This window comes from Pseudomonas sp. LFS074, from assembly GCF_047978165.1.
In the GTDB taxonomy this organism is placed as follows: domain Bacteria; phylum Pseudomonadota; class Gammaproteobacteria; order Pseudomonadales; family Pseudomonadaceae; genus Aquipseudomonas; species Aquipseudomonas putida_P.
In genome coordinates this window covers 459,702-476,458 of record NZ_JBFPFV010000001.1, presented here as the reverse complement: position 1 = coordinate 476,458, position 16,757 = coordinate 459,702, and the positions used below count along the sequence as shown (strand labels likewise).

Sequence of the window (16,757 nt, the reverse complement as noted above, 5' to 3'; positions counted from 1 at the left end):
GACACAAGGCCGCTCTCACAAGGACCGCGAAACCACTCATTGTCGCAATCAGACCAGCTTGTGCTCCATGGCGTACTTCACCAGCTCCGCCAGCGAGTTCACCTTCAGTTTTTGCATCAAGCGCGCTTTGTGGGTGCTGATGGTCTTGCTCGACAGCGCCAGTTGCTGGGCAATGTCGTTGACGTTGGCGCCCTGAGCCAGGCGCTCGAACACCGAGAACTCCCGCTCCGACAGCAGCGTGTGCAATGGCCGAGACTCGGTCAGGCCCACTTCGAACACCATACGGTCGGCCAGCGACGGGTCGATATAACGCCCGCCACCCGCCACCCGGCGAATCGCGGTCAGCAACAGCGCCGGGTCGCTGTCCTTGGTGGCATAACCCGCCGCGCCAGCCTTCAACGCCCGCGCCGCCATCTGTGCCTCGTCGTGCATCGACAGCATCAGGATTGCCGGAGCGTCGTGCAACGCACGGATCCGCGGGATCGCTTCCAGCCCATTCACCCCCGGCATCGAGATATCCAGCAACACCACCTCGCACGGCGTGTGCCGCAGGGTTTCGAGCAACTGCTCGCCATTACCGGCCTCCCCCGCCACCTGCATGTCCTTGGCCAGGCCGATCAACTGCTTGATACCTTCACGGACAATGGTGTGGTCTTCGGCCACCAGCACTCGAATCACGCTCGCTCTCCTACTCCAACGGAATGGCCACGCTCAGGCTGGTGCCCTCGCCCGGTTGACTGTCCAGCGCCATGCTGCCACCCAACATCAGCACGCGCTCGCGCACACCCACCAGGCCAAACGAGGTGGGCCGGGGCTGGTCGCGGCAAAAGCCCTGGCCGTCGTCACTGACCGTCATGCGCAACTGACCGTCCTGGCGTACCAGCTCGATCTCCACGCTGTGCGCCTGGGCGTGACGCATCACGTTGGTCAGCGCCTCCTGCAGGATACGAAACAATCCAGTGGCCTTGGCATCGCTCAATGCTGGCAGATTATCCGGTACTTGCACCAGACAGGGGATTTGTGTGCGCGCCTCGAAGCGCCGCGCCTGCCATTCGATGGCCGAGGCAATGCCGGCATCGAGAATCGGCGGGCGCAAAGCGGTGGCCACATCGCGCACCAGCTGGAACAGCTGCGCGATCAGGCGCTTCATGCTGCTCAGGCGTTCGTTAAGACCTGGGTCCAGCTCGGCGAATGCCAGCTCGCACATCGACACTTCCAGCTTGAGCACGGTCAGCATCTGCCCCAGTTCGTCGTGCACTTCCCGGGCGATACGGGCCTTTTCTTCTTCACGCACGCTCTCCAGGTGGGCCGACAGTTCGCGCAGCTGCTCCTGAGATTTCGCCAGGGCCAACTCTGCCCGCTTGCCTTGGGTGATGTCCCACACCACACCGTCCCACACCACCTGGCCGTTGCCCAGGCGCCGAGTACTGGCCTTGATGTCGGCCCAGCGCTGTTCACCCTGGCGAGTGAGGATGCGCCCCTGCCAGGACCAGTCCTGGTCGCTGGCCAGGGCCAGGTCCTGTACCCGATGGTAATCGGCGCGGTCCTCGGGGTGCACCAGGTTGCGCAGGCCCATCTGCGGGTGCTGAATCTCGCTGGGCGCATAGCCCACCAGGGCCTCGCTGCCCTCACTGATATAGGGGAACTCCAGGTCGCCCTCGGCCGGGTCGCGCTCCAGACGAAACACCAGCCCCGGCACGTTACCGGCAATGCCCTTGAGCCGTGCCTCGCTCTCGCGCAAGGCCGCCAGGGCGCGGTGGCGCTCGGTGACGTCGGCGAGATAGACCACCAGATATTCGGAATCACGAAAGCGCAGAAAACTCAGCGACAGCTCCACCGGCAGCACGCTGTGATCGGCCCGCCGGCACTGCGCCTCGAACTGGCCGGTACCCCCTGCCCCCGTACGCGCGCCCTTCCACAGCTCCAGCCAGCGGTCCATGTTCAGGCTTGGTTCGAAGGTACTCAGCGGCCGCTCCAGCAGCTCGCCCTCGGCATAACCCAGCATGCGCTCGGCAGCGTGGTTGGCGTAGCGCACGTGGCTGTCCCAATTGACCCAAAGGATACCCACCGTACTCTGGTCGATGGCGAACTGGCTCAAGCGCAACGCCTCTTCGCGCACCTGCCGTTCCACAAGGCTTTCTCGCGTGGCCAACAGGCTACGCTCCAGCTGGCGCTGCTGCCGGCGTTGCCATAGCAATGTGGCCAACGCGCACAGCAGCAGCATGCCGAACAACAAGGCCAGGTTCTGCCAGAAGCCCGGCGATTCACTCAGCCGTGGGTATTTGGGCTGTAACCAACGCTGGTGCAGTTGTTCCAGCTCCTTGGCTGGCAGCGCTTGCAAGCCACGCTCCAATACATCGGCCAACAGTGGCCAGTCGCGCCGTGAACCAATGCGCAGCAATTGCGGCAGGCCGATATCGCCGACCACTGCCAGCTCACTGAACTCGCTTTCGCGTGACAGACGGCTGAGCTGCGCTTCATCCAGCACCGCAAAGGCGGCCTGGCCGCCTACCACCAGTTGCAGGGCCTCACGCTCGTTGGGCACCCCCTGCAGGTTGAGGTTGCTGTAGTTGGCGCGCAGGTAGTCCGCCAGCTGGCTGGGCATGCGCACGGCCACCCGCTGTTCGGCTTCGAGTTTTTCCAGCTCCACGGCCATGGCCCCGGTGCGCGGCCCCACCACCAGTTGCGGCACACGCATGTATGGGTCGCTGAACAACCACAGGCGCAGGCTGGCCGGCGTCTGCGTAAGCCCAGGGGCGAAGTCGATTTCGCCGCTCTGCAGGGCATGTTCCAGGCTGGCCTGGTCGCTGAAGTTGCGCCAGGTGAGGTCCAGCCGCAGCGCCTGCGCCAGGCTGCTCACCAGCTCTACGTTGGCCCCGTACAGTTGCTGCAAGCGCCGGTCGAACTGGGCGTACGGCACCTGCAGCACCAGGCCCACCCGCAGGCTGCGGTGGGTATCCAGCCACTGCTGCTGAGCGGGTTCCAATACCACGGCGGGCGGCGCCTCGGGCCTGGCCAATGCAATCAAGGGCAGCCACAAACAGCCGATAACCAACAGGCGACGCACTCGCTTCATCTACACGCTCGTCTTGGCAAAGGCGGCCATGCAGCATGGCCGTCACGGGCAAATACTATTAGGCTGCCGGTATCATTCTGGCCTTGGGTTGACGCATGTCCACACTTTATCGCACGGGGCTGGCAGTGTGCTGCCTGGCTTCGCTCCTTCCACTCGGGGCCTTGGCCGCCGACGCCGAAAAACCACGCGCGACTACCGCGACGCCTGCTGCCGAGCCCCCACGCCCGCCCTTGCTGGAGCGCAGCCAGGAGGATGCCCAGGCGCTCGAAAGGCTGGTGCCCAAGGCCGAACAGCAGACCCTGCAGGCGGGCGCCGACAGCTTCCTGGCCCTGTGGAAGCCGGCCAACGACAGCGACCCGCAAGGGGCGGTGATCATTGTTCCCGGTGCTGGCGAAACGGCCGACTGGCCCAATGCAGTTGGCCCGCTGCGGCAAAAATTCCCTGATGTCGGCTGGCACAGCCTGAGCGTCAGCCTGCCAGATCTGCTCGCCGACAGCCCCCAGGCGAGGGTCGAAGCCAAACCCGCTGCCGAGCCAGAAAAAGCCAAGGGCGAAAGTGCGCCGGCCAAGGATGTACCTGCCGACGCCAATGCCAATATCGCCCAAGCCACCGCGGCCGATGCCGACGCGGCGCAATACACTGACGCCGAACAGGCCAGCGAACAGGCCGACCCAGCCGACGCCGAGCGCATTTTCGCCCGCCTGGACGCCGCAGTGGCGTTTGCCCAGCAGCACAACGCACGCAGCATCGCGCTGATCGGCCATGGCAGCGGCGCGTACTGGGCGGCCCGCTACCTGAGCGAGAAGCAACCGCCGCAGGTACAGAAACTGGTGATGGTCGCCGCACAGACACCGGCTCGCGTGGAGCATGACCTGGAGAGCCTGGCGCCAACCTTGAAGGTGCCGACTGCCGATATCTACTACGTTACCCGCAGCCAGGACCGCAATGCAGCCGAGCAGCGCCTGCAGGCCAGCAAACGGCAGAAAGACAGCCAGTACCGGCAGTTGTCGCTGATTGCCATGCCGGGCAACAAGGCTGCGGAGCAAGAGCAGTTGTTCCGCCGCGTGCGAGGATGGATGAGCCCGCAGGGTTGAGCTGAAATCGACGGGGGTGCTTCGCCCCCCTTTCGCGGCGCGAGGCCGCACAAGTGTGGGAGCGGCCTTGTGTCGCGATGGGCGGCAAAGCGGCCCCGTTTTTACAGCCCCCGCCGCTTGCGGATCATGGCATACGCCTGATGCAACTCACGGGTACGCTCGGTCGCTTCACGCACCTGCGCGTCGCTGGCACCGGTACCCGCCAGTTTGTCCGGGTGATGCCGACTGACAAGCCGACGATACGCCTGCTTGACCTTGTCACTATCGGTATCCGCCTCCACCGCCAGCAAGCGCAACGCTGCCGCATAGGTCATGGGGACGCCTTCGGCTGCCGTCGCCTTGCGCGGCTCGTACTCCAGCGACATGGCCTGCACCTGGCGCCTGCTCATGCCCAGCTTCTGCCCCCAGTCCAGCAACAACTCACGCTCCTTGTTGCCCATCTTGCCGTCGGCCCAAACCATGCGCCAACAGGCACGCAAGGTGCCTTCCGCGGCATGCGGCTGCTGGCGGATACGCCGCAGGTGCCCGCCCAGCCGGTCCTTGCCTGCCTTGCCGCGGTTGAACGCATTGATAGCGCGCAGCCGGGCTGCCTCGGCCAGGTCCAGGCGCACCATTTCCTGACGCGCCTGCTGGATATGCAGCTCACCCACCCGACCATCGCACTTGGCCAGGCGCCCGAGCATCACGAACAGCAACTCGTCGTCGCGCAAGGCCGAGCGCCCGCCCAAGCGTTCGCGCATATCGTCCCAGCCTTGCAAGCGCAGCCGGCGGTCCATGGCCTGCCCAAGCAGCGCACCGAGCAAGGCACCCGGTATGCTCGCAACAGCAAAGCCGGCACCCACACCAATCACCGTGCCTGGCCACCACATGTCAGGCGCGCTCGCCAATCAAACGCTCAACCTCGGCCAGGCGTTCGAGCGTACCGACATCCACCCAGTGCCCACGGTAGTGTTCGCCAGAGACCTTGCCGGCCGTCATGGCCTGGCGCAGCAACGGTGCCAGCTTGAAGGCGCCCGCCTGGCAACCATCGAACAACGCCGGGTGCAGCAGCGAAATGCCACTGAACGTCAAGGTGCCCGGCGCGTCGTCACCATCGACCACCCGCTCACCCACCAGACGGAAGTCACCGCGCCCGTGATGGCCAGGGTTGTCGACCAGCACCAGGTGAGCCAGGCCTTGCAGGGGAGCCTGCAGACGCGCGAAATCGTAATCGGTCCAGACATCACCGTTCACCAACAGGAAAGGCGCATCACCCAGCAAAGGCAGTGCCTTGAAGATACCGCCGCCGGTTTCCAGCGGCTCACCTTCAGGTGAATAGCGGATGTTCAGGCCGAAGCGGCTGCCGTCACCCAGATGGTCTTCGATCTGCTGGCCGAGCCAGGCGTGGTTTATCACCACGTCAGTGACGCCCGCTGCCGCCAGGGCGCGCAGGTGGTATTCGATCAGCGGCTGGCCGGCGACCGGGACCAACGGTTTGGGGGTGTGCAGGGTCAGCGGGCGCATGCGCTCGCCCTTGCCCGCTGCCAGGATCATTGCCTTCATGCACGCGCTCCGGCCTGCAACTGCGCAATCAGCTCACCCAGCTCCGCCAATTCGGGCCGGCGACCGATCACTTCATTTATATAGGCGAAGAAACGCGGCACGTCGCCCAGGTAACGCGGTTTGCCGTCGCGGTGGCAGATACGGGCGAAGATGCCGATCACCTTCAGGTGGCGCTGCACGCCCATCAGGTCACTGGCGCGCTGGAAAGCTTCGAACTCAGCGTGCACCGGGATGCCGGCAACCTGCGCCTGCTGCCAGTAGTCACGCAGCCAGGTCTCGACCCGCGCCTGCGGCCAACTGACAAAGGCGTCCTTGAACAGGCAGGTGATGTCGTAGGTGACCGGGCCATACACCGCATCCTGGAAATCCAGCACACCGGGGTTTGGGGTGCTCTGCATCAGGTTGCGCGGCATGTAGTCACGGTGCACCAGCACCTTGGGCTGGGCCAGGGCACTGTCGATCAGCAGCTGGCTGACGCGCTGCCAGGTGGCTTTCTGCGCTTCGCTCAAGGCCAGGCCAAGCTCACGCCCCACGTACCATTCGGGGAACAGCTCCACTTCGCGGCGCAGCAGGGCATCGTCGTAGCTGGGCAGCGGGGCGTCCATCGGCAAACGCTGGAATTTCAAAAGCGCATCGATGGCATCGGCGAACAGGCCATCGGCGTTGTCGGCATTGATGATGTCAAGGTATGTCTGAGTGCCGAGATCCCCAAGCAGCAGGAAGCCACGTTCCAGGTCCTGGGCGTGGATCAGCGGCACATGCACGTCGGCGCTGGCCAGCAGGTGGTCAATGGCGACGAACGGTCGGCAGTTTTCCTGCGGGGGTGGCGCATCCATGATCACGAAACTGTGGCCAGCCCCCTGCCAGCGGAAGTAGCGGCGAAAGCTCGCGTCGCTGCTGGCAGACGTCAAGCTGCCTGCAGGCACTTCGCCCCAGGCATTGTTGCGGAAAAGTTCATTGAGCTGCTCTTCGAGCCAGACCGTCAGTTGTTGCAGGCGTACATCGTGTTCAGGCATTACAAGGGTCTCCGACGGCCCTAGCCGTCAAGCGGGTCATGCTTTATTATCCAGCATCTTTTTCAGACCATCGAGAGGCGTGCGGCCCCACACGCGGGCAGATGGCACGCAGGAAGCCCGGACTAATAAGATGGCATTGAAATCCCCCGCGTTTCGTAGAAAGTTTCCGTTGCTGGTAACCGGCGGTCTGCTGGCCCTGCAACCTCTGGCCACCTCATATGCAGTGGCAGCCGAACAGTTCGACTGCCAAGTGTCCGCCGCCGGTGGCTGGGACTGCAAGCCCAAGGCCCCAGTCAACAACCTGCCGCCACGCCCGGTGCACGAAGGTGCGGCCGTCAGCTCCGGCACTGAAGCCGCCAGCGAAGGCGAAACCGCGGACCGGCCGATGCTGGTTACCGAGGCCAAGGGCCGTGCCCTGAAGTCGCGCAGCGAAGACTACAGCCACCTGGACTGGGTGCCGCGTGAAAAGCTCACCGCCGCGCAGCTGGCCGAAACCGGCCCGTACTGCGGTGGCGCCTATGTCGAGCCAACCCGCCCGGGCATGGCCGACACCACGCCGAAGGATGAGTCGCCGACCTACATCAACGCCAAGGTATCCAAGTACCAGCAGGAGCAGCAGATCGCTACCCTCGCCGGTGACGTGGTGATGCGCCAGGGCAGCATGCAGGCCGAGGCCGACGAGGCCAACCTCTACCAGACCGAAAACCGTGGCGAGCTCAAAGGCAACGTCAAGATCCGTGACAACGGGTCGTTGGTGGTCGGTGACGAGGCGCAAATCCAGCTCGACACCGGCGAAGCCCAGGTAGACAACGCCGAATACGTGATGCACAAGTCGCACATCCGCGGCAGTGCCCTGTACGCCAAGCGTGGCGAAAACGCCATCATCCGCCTCAAGGACGGTACGTACACCACCTGCGAACCGGGCAGCAACGCCTGGCAGCTGAAGGGCAACAACATCACCCTGAACCCGGCCACCGGCTTCGGTACCGCGACCAACGTTACGCTGCGGGTCAAGGATTTCCCGGTGTTCTACACACCGTACATCTACTTCCCGATCGACGACCGTCGCCAGTCCGGCTTCCTGCCGCCATCGTTCAGCACCAGCAGCGACACCGGCTTCATGCTGGTCACGCCGTACTACTTCAACCTGGCGCCGAACTACGACGCCACGTTGTACCCGCGTTACATGGCCAAGCGCGGCCTGCTGATGGAAGGCGAATTCCGCTACCTGACGCCTTCGAGCGAAGGCCAGTTCGGCGGTGCGTACCTGAACGACAAGGACGATGATCGTAAACTCCAGACGGATTACGAAGATCAGCGCTGGATGGTCAACTGGCAGCACAAGGGTGGCCTGGACGAGCGCCTGATGGCCGAGGTCGACTACACCGACATCAGCGACCCGTTCTACTTCCAGGACCTGGAGTCTGATCAGATCGGTGTGGAAAGCCGTGACCTGCTGAACCAGCAGGGTGCTTTGACCTATCGTGGCGACAGCTACACCGCGCGTTTGAACGTGCATGCCTACGAAATGGCCACTATCTCGCAGATCACGCCGTATGATCGTCTGCCGCAAGTCACCCTCAACGGTATGCTGCCGTACCACCCGGGTGGTTTCGACTTCAGTTACGACACCGAAGCCGTGCGCTTTGATCGCGACTTGAAGACTGGTCCGGTCTTCAACAAGGATGGGGTGCTTGACACCACCGCTGGTACCAATGGCCAACGTCTTGATGAGAACATCTTCGGTCTCGCAAGGGCTAACGGTACCCGCCTCAACGTTGCACCTTCCATCAGCTTACCGATGGATGCCAGCTATGGTTACCTCAAGCCTAAGCTGACTTACATGTACACCCATTACGATCTGGACCTGGATAGCGAAGGCAAAAGCGACCTGGCCAATGCCTCGCAAGCCACCCGCGACCTACGCGGTGATTTCTCGAGCACCCAGAACCGCGATATCCCGATCTTCAGTGTCGACAGCGGCTTGTACTTTGACCGCAACACATCTCTGTTCGGTACGAACTACAAGCAGACCCTCGAACCGCGCCTGTTCTATCTCTATGTTCCGTACAAGGATCAGATGGACATTCCGCTGTTCGACTCAGGCGAAAGTCTGTTCAGCTATGACTCGTTGTTCCGCGAGAACCGCTTCAGTGGCACAGACCGCATCGGGGACGAGAACAAACTTTCGCTGGGGGTAACCACCCGCTGGATCGAAGAAAACGGCTTCGAACGCCAGAACTTCAGCATTGGCCAGGCGTACTACTTCAAGGACCGCAAGGTCCAGCTGCCAGGTATCGACTACCGTACCCGCAAAGACTCGCAGTCCGACGTTTCTCCATACGCGCTGATGTACAACTACTTCTTCAACCGCGACTGGCGCTTCAACTCGGACTTCAACTGGGACCCAGACAGCCGCAGCACCCGCTCGGGCAGCGCGATGTTCCACTACCAGCCTGAAGACAACCCGAACAAGGTGGTCAACCTCGGTTATCGCTACCGTAACGACACCATTGCCTACGACTCCCAGACCGGTACTTGGAAAGTGGGCGGTGGCGACTACGGCACCCCAGGTAGCCCGAACTACATCAAGGACTACTACAAGATCCAGCAGCATGACTTCTCGGTCATCTGGCCGATCGTTCCGCAGTGGAGCGTCATCGCTCGCTGGCAGCATGACTACAACCGCAACCGCACCCTGGAAGCCATGGGCGGTTTCGAGTACGACAACTGCTGCTGGAAGCTGCGCCTGATCAACCGCTACTGGATCGATTACGACGACTTCAGCCAAGCCCTCCCGGCGAACGAAAAAGGCGACCACGGTGTCTTCCTTCAGATCGTCCTGAAAGGCCTCGGTGGCGTAGTTGGCAACAAGGTCGAGTCTTTCCTCGACCAAGGCATTCAAGGTTACCGTGAACGTGAAGACCAAGCTTATTGATCGTCTGCGCCCAGTGTTGCTGGGCGCCGCTTTGCTGAGTGGCGCGGTGCATGCCGCGGTACAACCTCTTGATCGCGTGGTGGCCATCGTCGACAACGACGTGGTCATGCAAAGCCAGCTGGACCAGCGCGTCCACGAGGTGCAGCAAACCATCGCCAAGCGTGGCGGCGGCGTGCCACCCACTGGCGCCCTGGAACAGCAGGTACTGGAACGCCTGATCGTCGAGAACCTGCAACTGCAGATCGGCGAGCGCTCCGGTATCCGCATCACCGACGAGGAACTGAACCAGGCCATCGGCACCATCGCCCAGCGCAATGGCATGTCGCTGGACCAGTTCCGCGCCGCCCTGGCCCATGACGGCCTGTCGTTCGACGACGCTCGCGAGCAGGTCAAGCGCGAGATGATCATCAGCCGTGTACGCCAGCGCCGCGTGGCCGAGCGTATCCAGGTGTCGGAGCAGGAAGTGAAGAACTTCCTCAACTCCGACATGGGCAAGATGCAGATGTCGGAAGAGTACCGCCTGGCGAACATCCTCATCCCTACCCCGGAAGCCGCCAACTCGGATGATATCCAGAAGGCTGCGCGCAAGGTCGGTGACGTGTACCAGCAGCTGCGCCAGGGCGCTGACTTCGGCCAGATGGCGATTGCCAACTCGGCCAGCGAAAACGCCCTGGAAGGCGGCGAGATGGGCTGGCGTAAAGCCGGCCAGCTGCCACCTGACTTCGCCAAGATGCTCAGCAGCATGCCGGTGGGTGAGATCACCCAGCCCATTCGTATCCCCAACGGCTTCATCATCCTCAAGCTGGAGGAGAAGCGCGGTGGCAGCGAGAACGTGCTGCGTGACGAAGTGCATGTACGCCACATCCTGATCAAGCCAAGCGAGATCCGCAGCGAAGCAGCCACCGAGCAACTGGCCGAGCGCCTGTACGACCGCATCAAGAACGGCGAAGATTTCGGCGAGCTGGCCAAGAGCTTCTCGGAAGACCCAGGTTCTGCGCTCAACGGCGGCGACCTCAACTGGGTAGACCCGAACAGCCTGGTACCGGAGTTCCGTGAACAGATGGCCAACGCCCAGCAAGGCGTCGTGACCAAACCGTTCAAAACCCAGTACGGCTGGCACGTTCTGGAAGTGCTGGGCCGCCGCGCCACCGACAGCACTGAGCAGGCACGTGAGCAACAGGCCCTGAGCGTACTGCGCAACCGCAAGTACGACGAAGAGCTGCAAACCTGGCTGCGCCAGATTCGCGACGAAGCCTACGTTGAAATCAAGCTGCCTGGCGCTGACCAGGCCGCCCAGTGAAGCCCCTGCGCTTCGCCGTCACGCCCGGCGAGCCGGCCGGCATAGGTCCCGACCTGTGCCTGCTGCTCGCCGCAGACGCCCAGCCTCATCCCCTGATCGCCATCACCAGCCGTGACCTGCTCGCCGAGCGGGCCACGCAGCTGGGGCTGGCCGTCAACCTGCTGTCAGTAGCCCCAGGCCAATGGCCTGAGCAGCCGGCGCCAGCCGGTAGCCTGTACGTTTGGGATACCCCCCTGGCAGCGCCCGTAACATCAGGCCAGCTCGACAAAGCCAACGCCGCGTTCGTGCTGGAAACCCTGACCCGCGCGGGCCAAGGCTGCCTGGACGGGCACTTCGCCGGGATGATCACCGCCCCGGTGCACAAGGGTGTGATCAATGAAAGCGGTATCGCCTTTTCCGGGCATACCGAGTTCCTTGCCGAACTGACCCATACCGCGCAAGTGGTGATGATGCTGGCGACCCGTGGCCTGCGCGTGGCGCTTGTAACCACGCACCTGCCGCTGCGTGATATTGCCGACGCCATCACAGCCGAGCGCATCGAACGTGTAACCCGTATCCTGCATGCCGACATGCGCGACAAGTTCGGCATTGCCAACCCGCGTATTCTGGTGTGTGGCCTCAACCCGCATGCGGGCGAGGGCGGCCACCTGGGCCGCGAGGAAATCGACATCATCGAGCCGACCCTGGCCCGCCTGCGCACCGAAGGCATGGACCTGCGCGGGCCGCTGCCGGCCGATACCCTGTTTACCCCCAAATATCTGGAGCACTGCGATGCGGTGCTGGCGATGTACCACGACCAGGGCCTGCCCGTACTCAAGTACAAAGGCTTCGGCGCTGCAGTGAACGTGACCCTGGGCCTGCCGATCATCCGTACATCGGTCGATCACGGCACCGCCCTGGACCTGGCCGGCACCGGCAAGGTCGACACCGGCAGCCTTCGCGTCGCGCTGGAAACCGCCTACCAGATGGCCGAGAACCGACCATGAACGAGCAATACCAACACCGGGCGCGCAAGCGCTTCGGCCAGAACTTCCTGCACGACGCCGGCGTCATCGACCGCATCCTGCGTGCCATCAACGCCAAGGCCGGCGAACACCTGCTGGAAATCGGCCCAGGCCAGGGCGCCCTGACCGAAGGCCTGCTGGGCAGCGGCGCACAACTGGACGTGGTGGAGCTGGACAAGGACCTGGTACCGATCCTGCAGCACAAGTTCGCTGATCGCGGCAACTTCCGCCTGCACCAGGGCGACGCCCTGAAGTTCGACTTCAACCAGCTGGGCGTGCCGCCACGCAGCCTCAAGGTAGTGGGCAACCTGCCCTACAACATCTCCACCCCGCTGATCTTCCACCTGCTCAGCCATGCCGGGCTTATCCGCGACATGCACTTCATGCTGCAGAAGGAAGTGGTCGAGCGCATGGCAGCCGGCCCTGGCGGGGGTGACTGGGGGCGCCTGTCGATCATGGTGCAGTACCACTGCCGCGTGGAGCACCTGTTCAATGTCGGCCCTGGCGCCTTCAACCCACCGCCAAAAGTCGATTCAGCCATCGTCCGCCTGGTGCCGCACGAAGTGCTGCCCCACCCGGCCAAGGATGCGAAGCTGCTGGAGCAGGTGGTACGCGAGGCGTTCAACCAGCGTCGCAAAACCCTGCGCAACACCATGAAGGGCCTGCTCGACAGCGCGGCCATCGAGGCCGCTGGTGTGGATGGCAGCCTGCGTCCTGAACAGCTGGACCTGGCAGCCTTCGTGCGCCTGGCCGACCAACTGGCTGATCAGCAAGCCTGATATCACCTGTACCGAGCTCTTCGCGGTTAAACCCGCGAAGAGACCGGCACCGACAACAGAAAACCCCAAGCCCCTGCACCGCTGGCCCTCGCCCCTCCCAATGGCCTAGACTGCGTTATTGCGTCAGTTCGCCCAAGGCCCTTGCATGTCCGACCCCCGCTATCAAATCGACGTCAGCGTCGTGACCCGCTACCTGAAAGAACAATCCGACCCCGAAAACAGTCGTTTCGCTTTCGCCTACACCATTACCGTGCAGAACAACGGCTCGCTCAAAGCCAAGCTGCTGTCACGCCACTGGCTGATCACCAACGGTGACGGCGAAGTCGAGGAAGTGCGCGGTGCCGGCGTGGTCGGCCAACAGCCCAACATCGACCCGGGCCAGAGCCACACCTACAGCAGCGGCGCCGTCATCAGTACCCGCGTGGGCACCATGCAGGGCAGCTACCAGATGTTTGCCGAAGACGGTAAACGCTTCGACGCCGAGATCGCCCCGTTCCGCCTGGCGGTACCGGGGGCGCTGCACTGATGGCCACTTACGCCGTCGGCGACCTGCAGGGCTGCCTGCAGCCACTCAAGTGCCTGCTCGAGCGCGTCAGCTTCAACCCCGCCGTCGACCGCCTGTGGCTGGTCGGCGACCTGGTCAACCGCGGCCCTGAGTCACTGGAAACCCTGCGCTTCCTCTACTCGATCCGCCAGTCACTGGTCTGCGTGCTGGGCAACCATGACCTGCATCTGCTGGCCGCCTGGCACAACGTAGAGCGCCTCAAGAAAAGCGACACCCTGCGCGAAATCATCGAAGCGCCGGACGCCGACCCGCTGTTCGACTGGCTGCGCCAGCAGAAGCTGCTGCATTACGACGAGGCACGCGGCATCGCCATGGCCCACGCCGGCATTCCACCACAGTGGACGCTCGGCCAGGCCCTTGGCTATGCGGCCGAGGTGGAAGAAGCGCTACGCGATGATAGCCGCCTGAAGCTCTACCTGGACGGCATGTACGGTAACGAGCCGAACAAGTGGAGCAAGAACCTCACCGGTGTCGAGCGCCTGCGGGTCATCACCAACTACCTCACGCGCATGCGCTTCTGCACCGCCGAGGGCAAGCTTGACCTCAAGAGCAAGGAAGGCCTGGGTACCGCGCCCAAGGGTTACAAGCCCTGGTTTGCACACAAGGGCCGTCGCTCGCGGCACGTGACAATCATCTTCGGCCACTGGGCCGCCCTCGAAGGCCGCGTCGACGAACCGGGCATCATTGCCCTGGACACCGGCTGCGTGTGGGGCGGCGCCATGACCCTGTACAACGTCGACAGTGGCGAATACCACCGCTGCGATTGCGCCGACGACGGCACCCTGCGCCAACCGGCACAACCCACTACACTCAACGACCACACCTGAAGGAAGTAGTACCCATGAGCGAATTCAAGCGCATCCCTCCCGAGCAGGCCTTGGAGCTTCGCAAGCAAGAAGGTGCGGTTGTCGTCGACATTCGCGACGCACAAGCCTTCGCTGCCGGCCATATCACCGGTGCCCGGCACCTGGATAACCATTCGGTCGCCGATTTCATCCGCGGCGCCGACCTCGACGCCCCGACCCTGGTGGTCTGCTATCACGGCAATTCCAGCCAGAGCGCTGCCGCCTACCTGGTCGGCCAGGGCTTCTCCGACGTTTACAGCGTGGACGGCGGCTTCGAACTGTGGCGCGCCACCTACCCGGCCGAGACCGCCCAAGGCGCCGCCGAATAATTTTTTCATTTTTCCCGCAGCCCGCGCCCCGTGCGGGCTGGCGGGTTATCTGACGAACGGTAGTTGGTAACTTCTGCCCTCCTCGCCCCTTGACCTTGCAGATAACCAACTACGCTTAAGCTCAGGCCATCCAAAAAAGGGGAGAGCCGGTACACCGGCGTGCGGGTCATCGGTAGCGTTACAGGGTGTTCTGGGGGGTATACAGCAATCGGCGAACCCGGTTGCATGCCAGCATCAGCTGACTGATCCGGCGTCGTCTCCACGTATCGAGCGAGGTGACGTCATGAGTATTTTTAGCCACTTCCAACAACGTTTCGAGTCTACGCGCCAGGAAGAACTCTCGCTGCAGGAGTACCTCGAGCTGTGCAAAGGGGATCGCAGTGCCTACGCATCGGCGGCCGAACGGCTGTTGCTGGCCATCGGTGAGCCAGAGCTGATCGACACCTCTACCAACTCCAGGCTGTCGCGAATCTTCTCCAACAAGGTTATCCGCCGCTATCCGGCCTTTGCCGACTTCCATGGCATGGAAGAGTGCATCGACCAGATCGTGTCGTACTTCCGCCACGCCGCCCAAGGCCTGGAAGAGAAGAAACAAATCCTCTATCTGCTGGGCCCGGTAGGCGGCGGCAAGTCGTCGCTGGCGGAAAAGCTCAAGCAGCTGATGGAAAAGGTGCCGTTCTATGCGATCAAGGGCTCGCCGGTATTCGAGTCACCGCTGGGACTGTTCAACGCTACCGAAGATGGGGCCATTCTCGAGGAAGAGTTCGGTATCCCACGGCGCTACCTGAATACCATCATGTCGCCTTGGGCCACCAAGCGCCTGCAGGAGTTCGGCGGCGATATCTCCAAGTTCAAGGTGGTGAAACTCTACCCGTCGATTCTCAACCAGATCGCCATTGCCAAGACCGAACCCGGCGACGAGAACAACCAGGACATCTCTGCCCTGGTCGGTAAGGTGGATATCCGCAAGCTTGAAGAATACCCACAGAACGACGCCGATGCTTACAGCTACTCGGGCGCACTGTGCCGGGCCAACCAGGGCCTGATGGAATTCGTCGAAATGTTCAAGGCGCCGATCAAGGTGCTGCACCCCTTGCTCACCGCTACCCAGGAAGGCAACTACAACAGCACCGAGGGCCTGGGGGCGATTCCCTATACCGGCATCCTGTTGGCGCACTCCAACGAATCGGAGTGGCATACCTTCCGCAACAACAAGAACAACGAAGCGTTCATCGACCGTATCTACATCGTCAAGGTGCCGTACTGCCTGCGCGTCAGCGATGAAATCAAGATCTACGACAAACTGCTGGTCAACAGCTCGCTGTCCAAGGCTCATTGCGCACCGGATACGCTCAAGATGCTGGCCCAGTTCACGGTGCTTTCACGCCTGAAAGAGCCAGAGAACTCCAACATCTACTCGAAGATGCGTGTCTACGACGGAGAAAACCTCAAGGATACCGATCCGAAGGCCAAGTCGATCCAGGAATACCGCGACTCGGCAGGCGTTGACGAGGGCATGAACGGCCTTTCCACTCGCTTCGCCTTCAAGATCCTCTCCAAGGTGTTCAACTTCGACCCACACGAAATTGCCGCCAACCCAGTGCACCTGCTGTACGTGCTGGAGCAGCAGATCGAGCAGGAACAGTTCCCGGCCGAGGTGCGCGAACGCTACCTGCGCTACCTGAAGGAATACCTGGCGCCGCGCTACATCGAGTTTATCGGCAAGGAAATCCAGACAGCCTACCTGGAGTCCTACAGCGAATACGGCCAGAACATCTTCGACCGCTACGTGCTGTATGCCGACTTCTGGATCCAGGACCAGGAATACCGCGACCCGGAAACCGGCGAGATCCTCAACCGTATCGCCCTCAACGAGGAGCTGGAGAAGATCGAGAAACCGGCCGGCATCAGCAACCCGAAAGACTTCCGCAACGAGATCGTCAACTTCGTACTGCGCGCACGCGCCAACAACAACGGCAAGAATCCAAGCTGGCTGAGCTATGAAAAGCTGCGGGTGGTGATCGAGAAGAAAATGTTCTCCAACACCGAAGACCTGCTGCCTGTCATCAGCTTCAACGCCAAGGCCAGCAAAGAGGATCAGAAGAAACACAACGACTTCGTCACCCGGATGGTGGAGCGTGGTTACACCGACAAACAGGTACGTCTGCTGTCGGAATGGTACCTGCGGGTCAGGAAATCGCAATAAAGCGGCAAGCTACAAGCCGCAAGCTTCAAGCTGCCTAGCGCCGAGCGCAAGCCCGGCGCTGTA

The 16,757-nt window shown here is 62.6% G+C and carries 14 protein-coding genes; 9 read left to right on the top strand and 5 right to left on the bottom strand.

Features of this window, described 5'->3' with window-relative positions; translation table 11 throughout:
* Positions 1 to 48: 48 nt before the first annotated feature.
* Together ACNQP3_RS02105 and ACNQP3_RS02100 are read right to left on the bottom strand one after the other, a co-directional pair.
* The gene (locus tag ACNQP3_RS02105; RefSeq protein ID WP_003255549.1) at positions 49 to 678 is read right to left on the bottom strand and encodes a response regulator transcription factor; all 630 of its coding nucleotides are present in this window, start codon (positions 676 to 678) and stop codon (positions 49 to 51) included.
* Positions 679 to 688: 10 nt separating this feature from the next.
* Positions 689 to 3,076, bottom strand: coding sequence for a PAS domain-containing sensor histidine kinase (locus tag ACNQP3_RS02100; protein WP_060494200.1), 2,388 nt, complete (start codon positions 3,074 to 3,076; stop codon positions 689 to 691).
* Positions 3,077 to 3,171: 95 nt separating this feature from the next.
* Between ACNQP3_RS02100 and ACNQP3_RS02095 the strand changes: the two genes are divergently transcribed.
* Positions 3,172 to 4,170 (top strand): alpha/beta hydrolase family protein, encoded by a 999-nt coding sequence (locus ACNQP3_RS02095; RefSeq protein ID WP_264316753.1) that lies wholly within the window; start codon positions 3,172 to 3,174, stop codon positions 4,168 to 4,170.
* 101 nt (positions 4,171 to 4,271) lie between these two features.
* Here the strand turns inward: ACNQP3_RS02095 and ACNQP3_RS02090 are convergent, their stop codons facing one another.
* From ACNQP3_RS02090 to ACNQP3_RS02080, 3 genes are read right to left on the bottom strand one after another with little or no spacing between them, the layout of a single operon-like run.
* A complete protein-coding gene (locus ACNQP3_RS02090; RefSeq protein WP_012270205.1) occupies positions 4,272 to 5,039 on the bottom strand; it encodes a TerB family tellurite resistance protein in 768 nt (255 codons plus the stop codon).
* A gap of 1 nt (position 5,040) precedes the next feature.
* Entirely contained in the window at positions 5,041 to 5,712 is a 672-nt protein-coding gene (gene murU, locus ACNQP3_RS02085) for an N-acetylmuramate alpha-1-phosphate uridylyltransferase MurU (RefSeq protein ID WP_060494198.1), read from the bottom strand.
* On the bottom strand, positions 5,709 to 6,728 hold the full coding sequence (locus ACNQP3_RS02080) for an aminoglycoside phosphotransferase family protein (RefSeq protein WP_012270203.1): 1,020 nt from the start codon (positions 6,726 to 6,728) through the stop codon (positions 5,709 to 5,711). Before ACNQP3_RS02080 ends, murU begins: the two co-directional genes overlap by 4 nt.
* Positions 6,729 to 6,858: 130 nt before the next feature.
* Between ACNQP3_RS02080 and ACNQP3_RS02075 the strand changes: the two genes are divergently transcribed.
* The 8 genes from ACNQP3_RS02075 to ACNQP3_RS02040 all read left to right on the top strand — a co-directional run bounded on the left by ACNQP3_RS02075 (position 6,859) and on the right by ACNQP3_RS02040 (position 16,694).
* A complete protein-coding gene (locus ACNQP3_RS02075; protein ID WP_179027086.1) occupies positions 6,859 to 9,666 on the top strand; it encodes an LPS-assembly protein LptD in 2,808 nt (935 codons plus the stop codon).
* Positions 9,647 to 10,966 (top strand): peptidylprolyl isomerase SurA, encoded by a 1,320-nt coding sequence (gene surA / locus ACNQP3_RS02070; protein ID WP_041166352.1) that lies wholly within the window; start codon positions 9,647 to 9,649, stop codon positions 10,964 to 10,966. Before ACNQP3_RS02075 ends, surA begins: the two co-directional genes overlap by 20 nt.
* On the top strand, positions 10,963 to 11,952 hold the full coding sequence (gene pdxA / locus ACNQP3_RS02065) for a 4-hydroxythreonine-4-phosphate dehydrogenase PdxA (protein WP_060494196.1): 990 nt from the start codon (positions 10,963 to 10,965) through the stop codon (positions 11,950 to 11,952). Before surA ends, pdxA begins: the two co-directional genes overlap by 4 nt.
* A complete protein-coding gene (gene rsmA / locus ACNQP3_RS02060; RefSeq protein ID WP_012270199.1) occupies positions 11,949 to 12,749 on the top strand; it encodes a 16S rRNA (adenine(1518)-N(6)/adenine(1519)-N(6))-dimethyltransferase RsmA in 801 nt (266 codons plus the stop codon). The genes pdxA and rsmA overlap by 4 nt, the downstream gene beginning before the upstream one ends.
* 145 nt (positions 12,750 to 12,894) lie before the next feature.
* Positions 12,895 to 13,275, top strand: coding sequence for a Co2+/Mg2+ efflux protein ApaG (apaG, locus tag ACNQP3_RS02055; protein ID WP_012270198.1), 381 nt, complete (start codon positions 12,895 to 12,897; stop codon positions 13,273 to 13,275).
* Entirely contained in the window at positions 13,275 to 14,141 is an 867-nt protein-coding gene (locus ACNQP3_RS02050; RefSeq protein WP_012270197.1) for a symmetrical bis(5'-nucleosyl)-tetraphosphatase, read from the top strand. The genes apaG and ACNQP3_RS02050 overlap by 1 nt, the downstream gene beginning before the upstream one ends.
* A gap of 14 nt (positions 14,142 to 14,155) precedes the next feature.
* Positions 14,156 to 14,488: a thiosulfate sulfurtransferase GlpE gene (glpE, locus tag ACNQP3_RS02045; RefSeq protein ID WP_060494195.1), complete on the top strand. Its 333-nt coding sequence runs from the start codon at positions 14,156 to 14,158 to the stop codon at positions 14,486 to 14,488.
* 283 nt (positions 14,489 to 14,771) lie between these two features.
* A complete protein-coding gene (locus ACNQP3_RS02040) occupies positions 14,772 to 16,694 on the top strand; it encodes a PrkA family serine protein kinase (RefSeq protein WP_012270195.1) in 1,923 nt (640 codons plus the stop codon).
* Positions 16,695 to 16,757 lie beyond the last annotated feature (63 nt).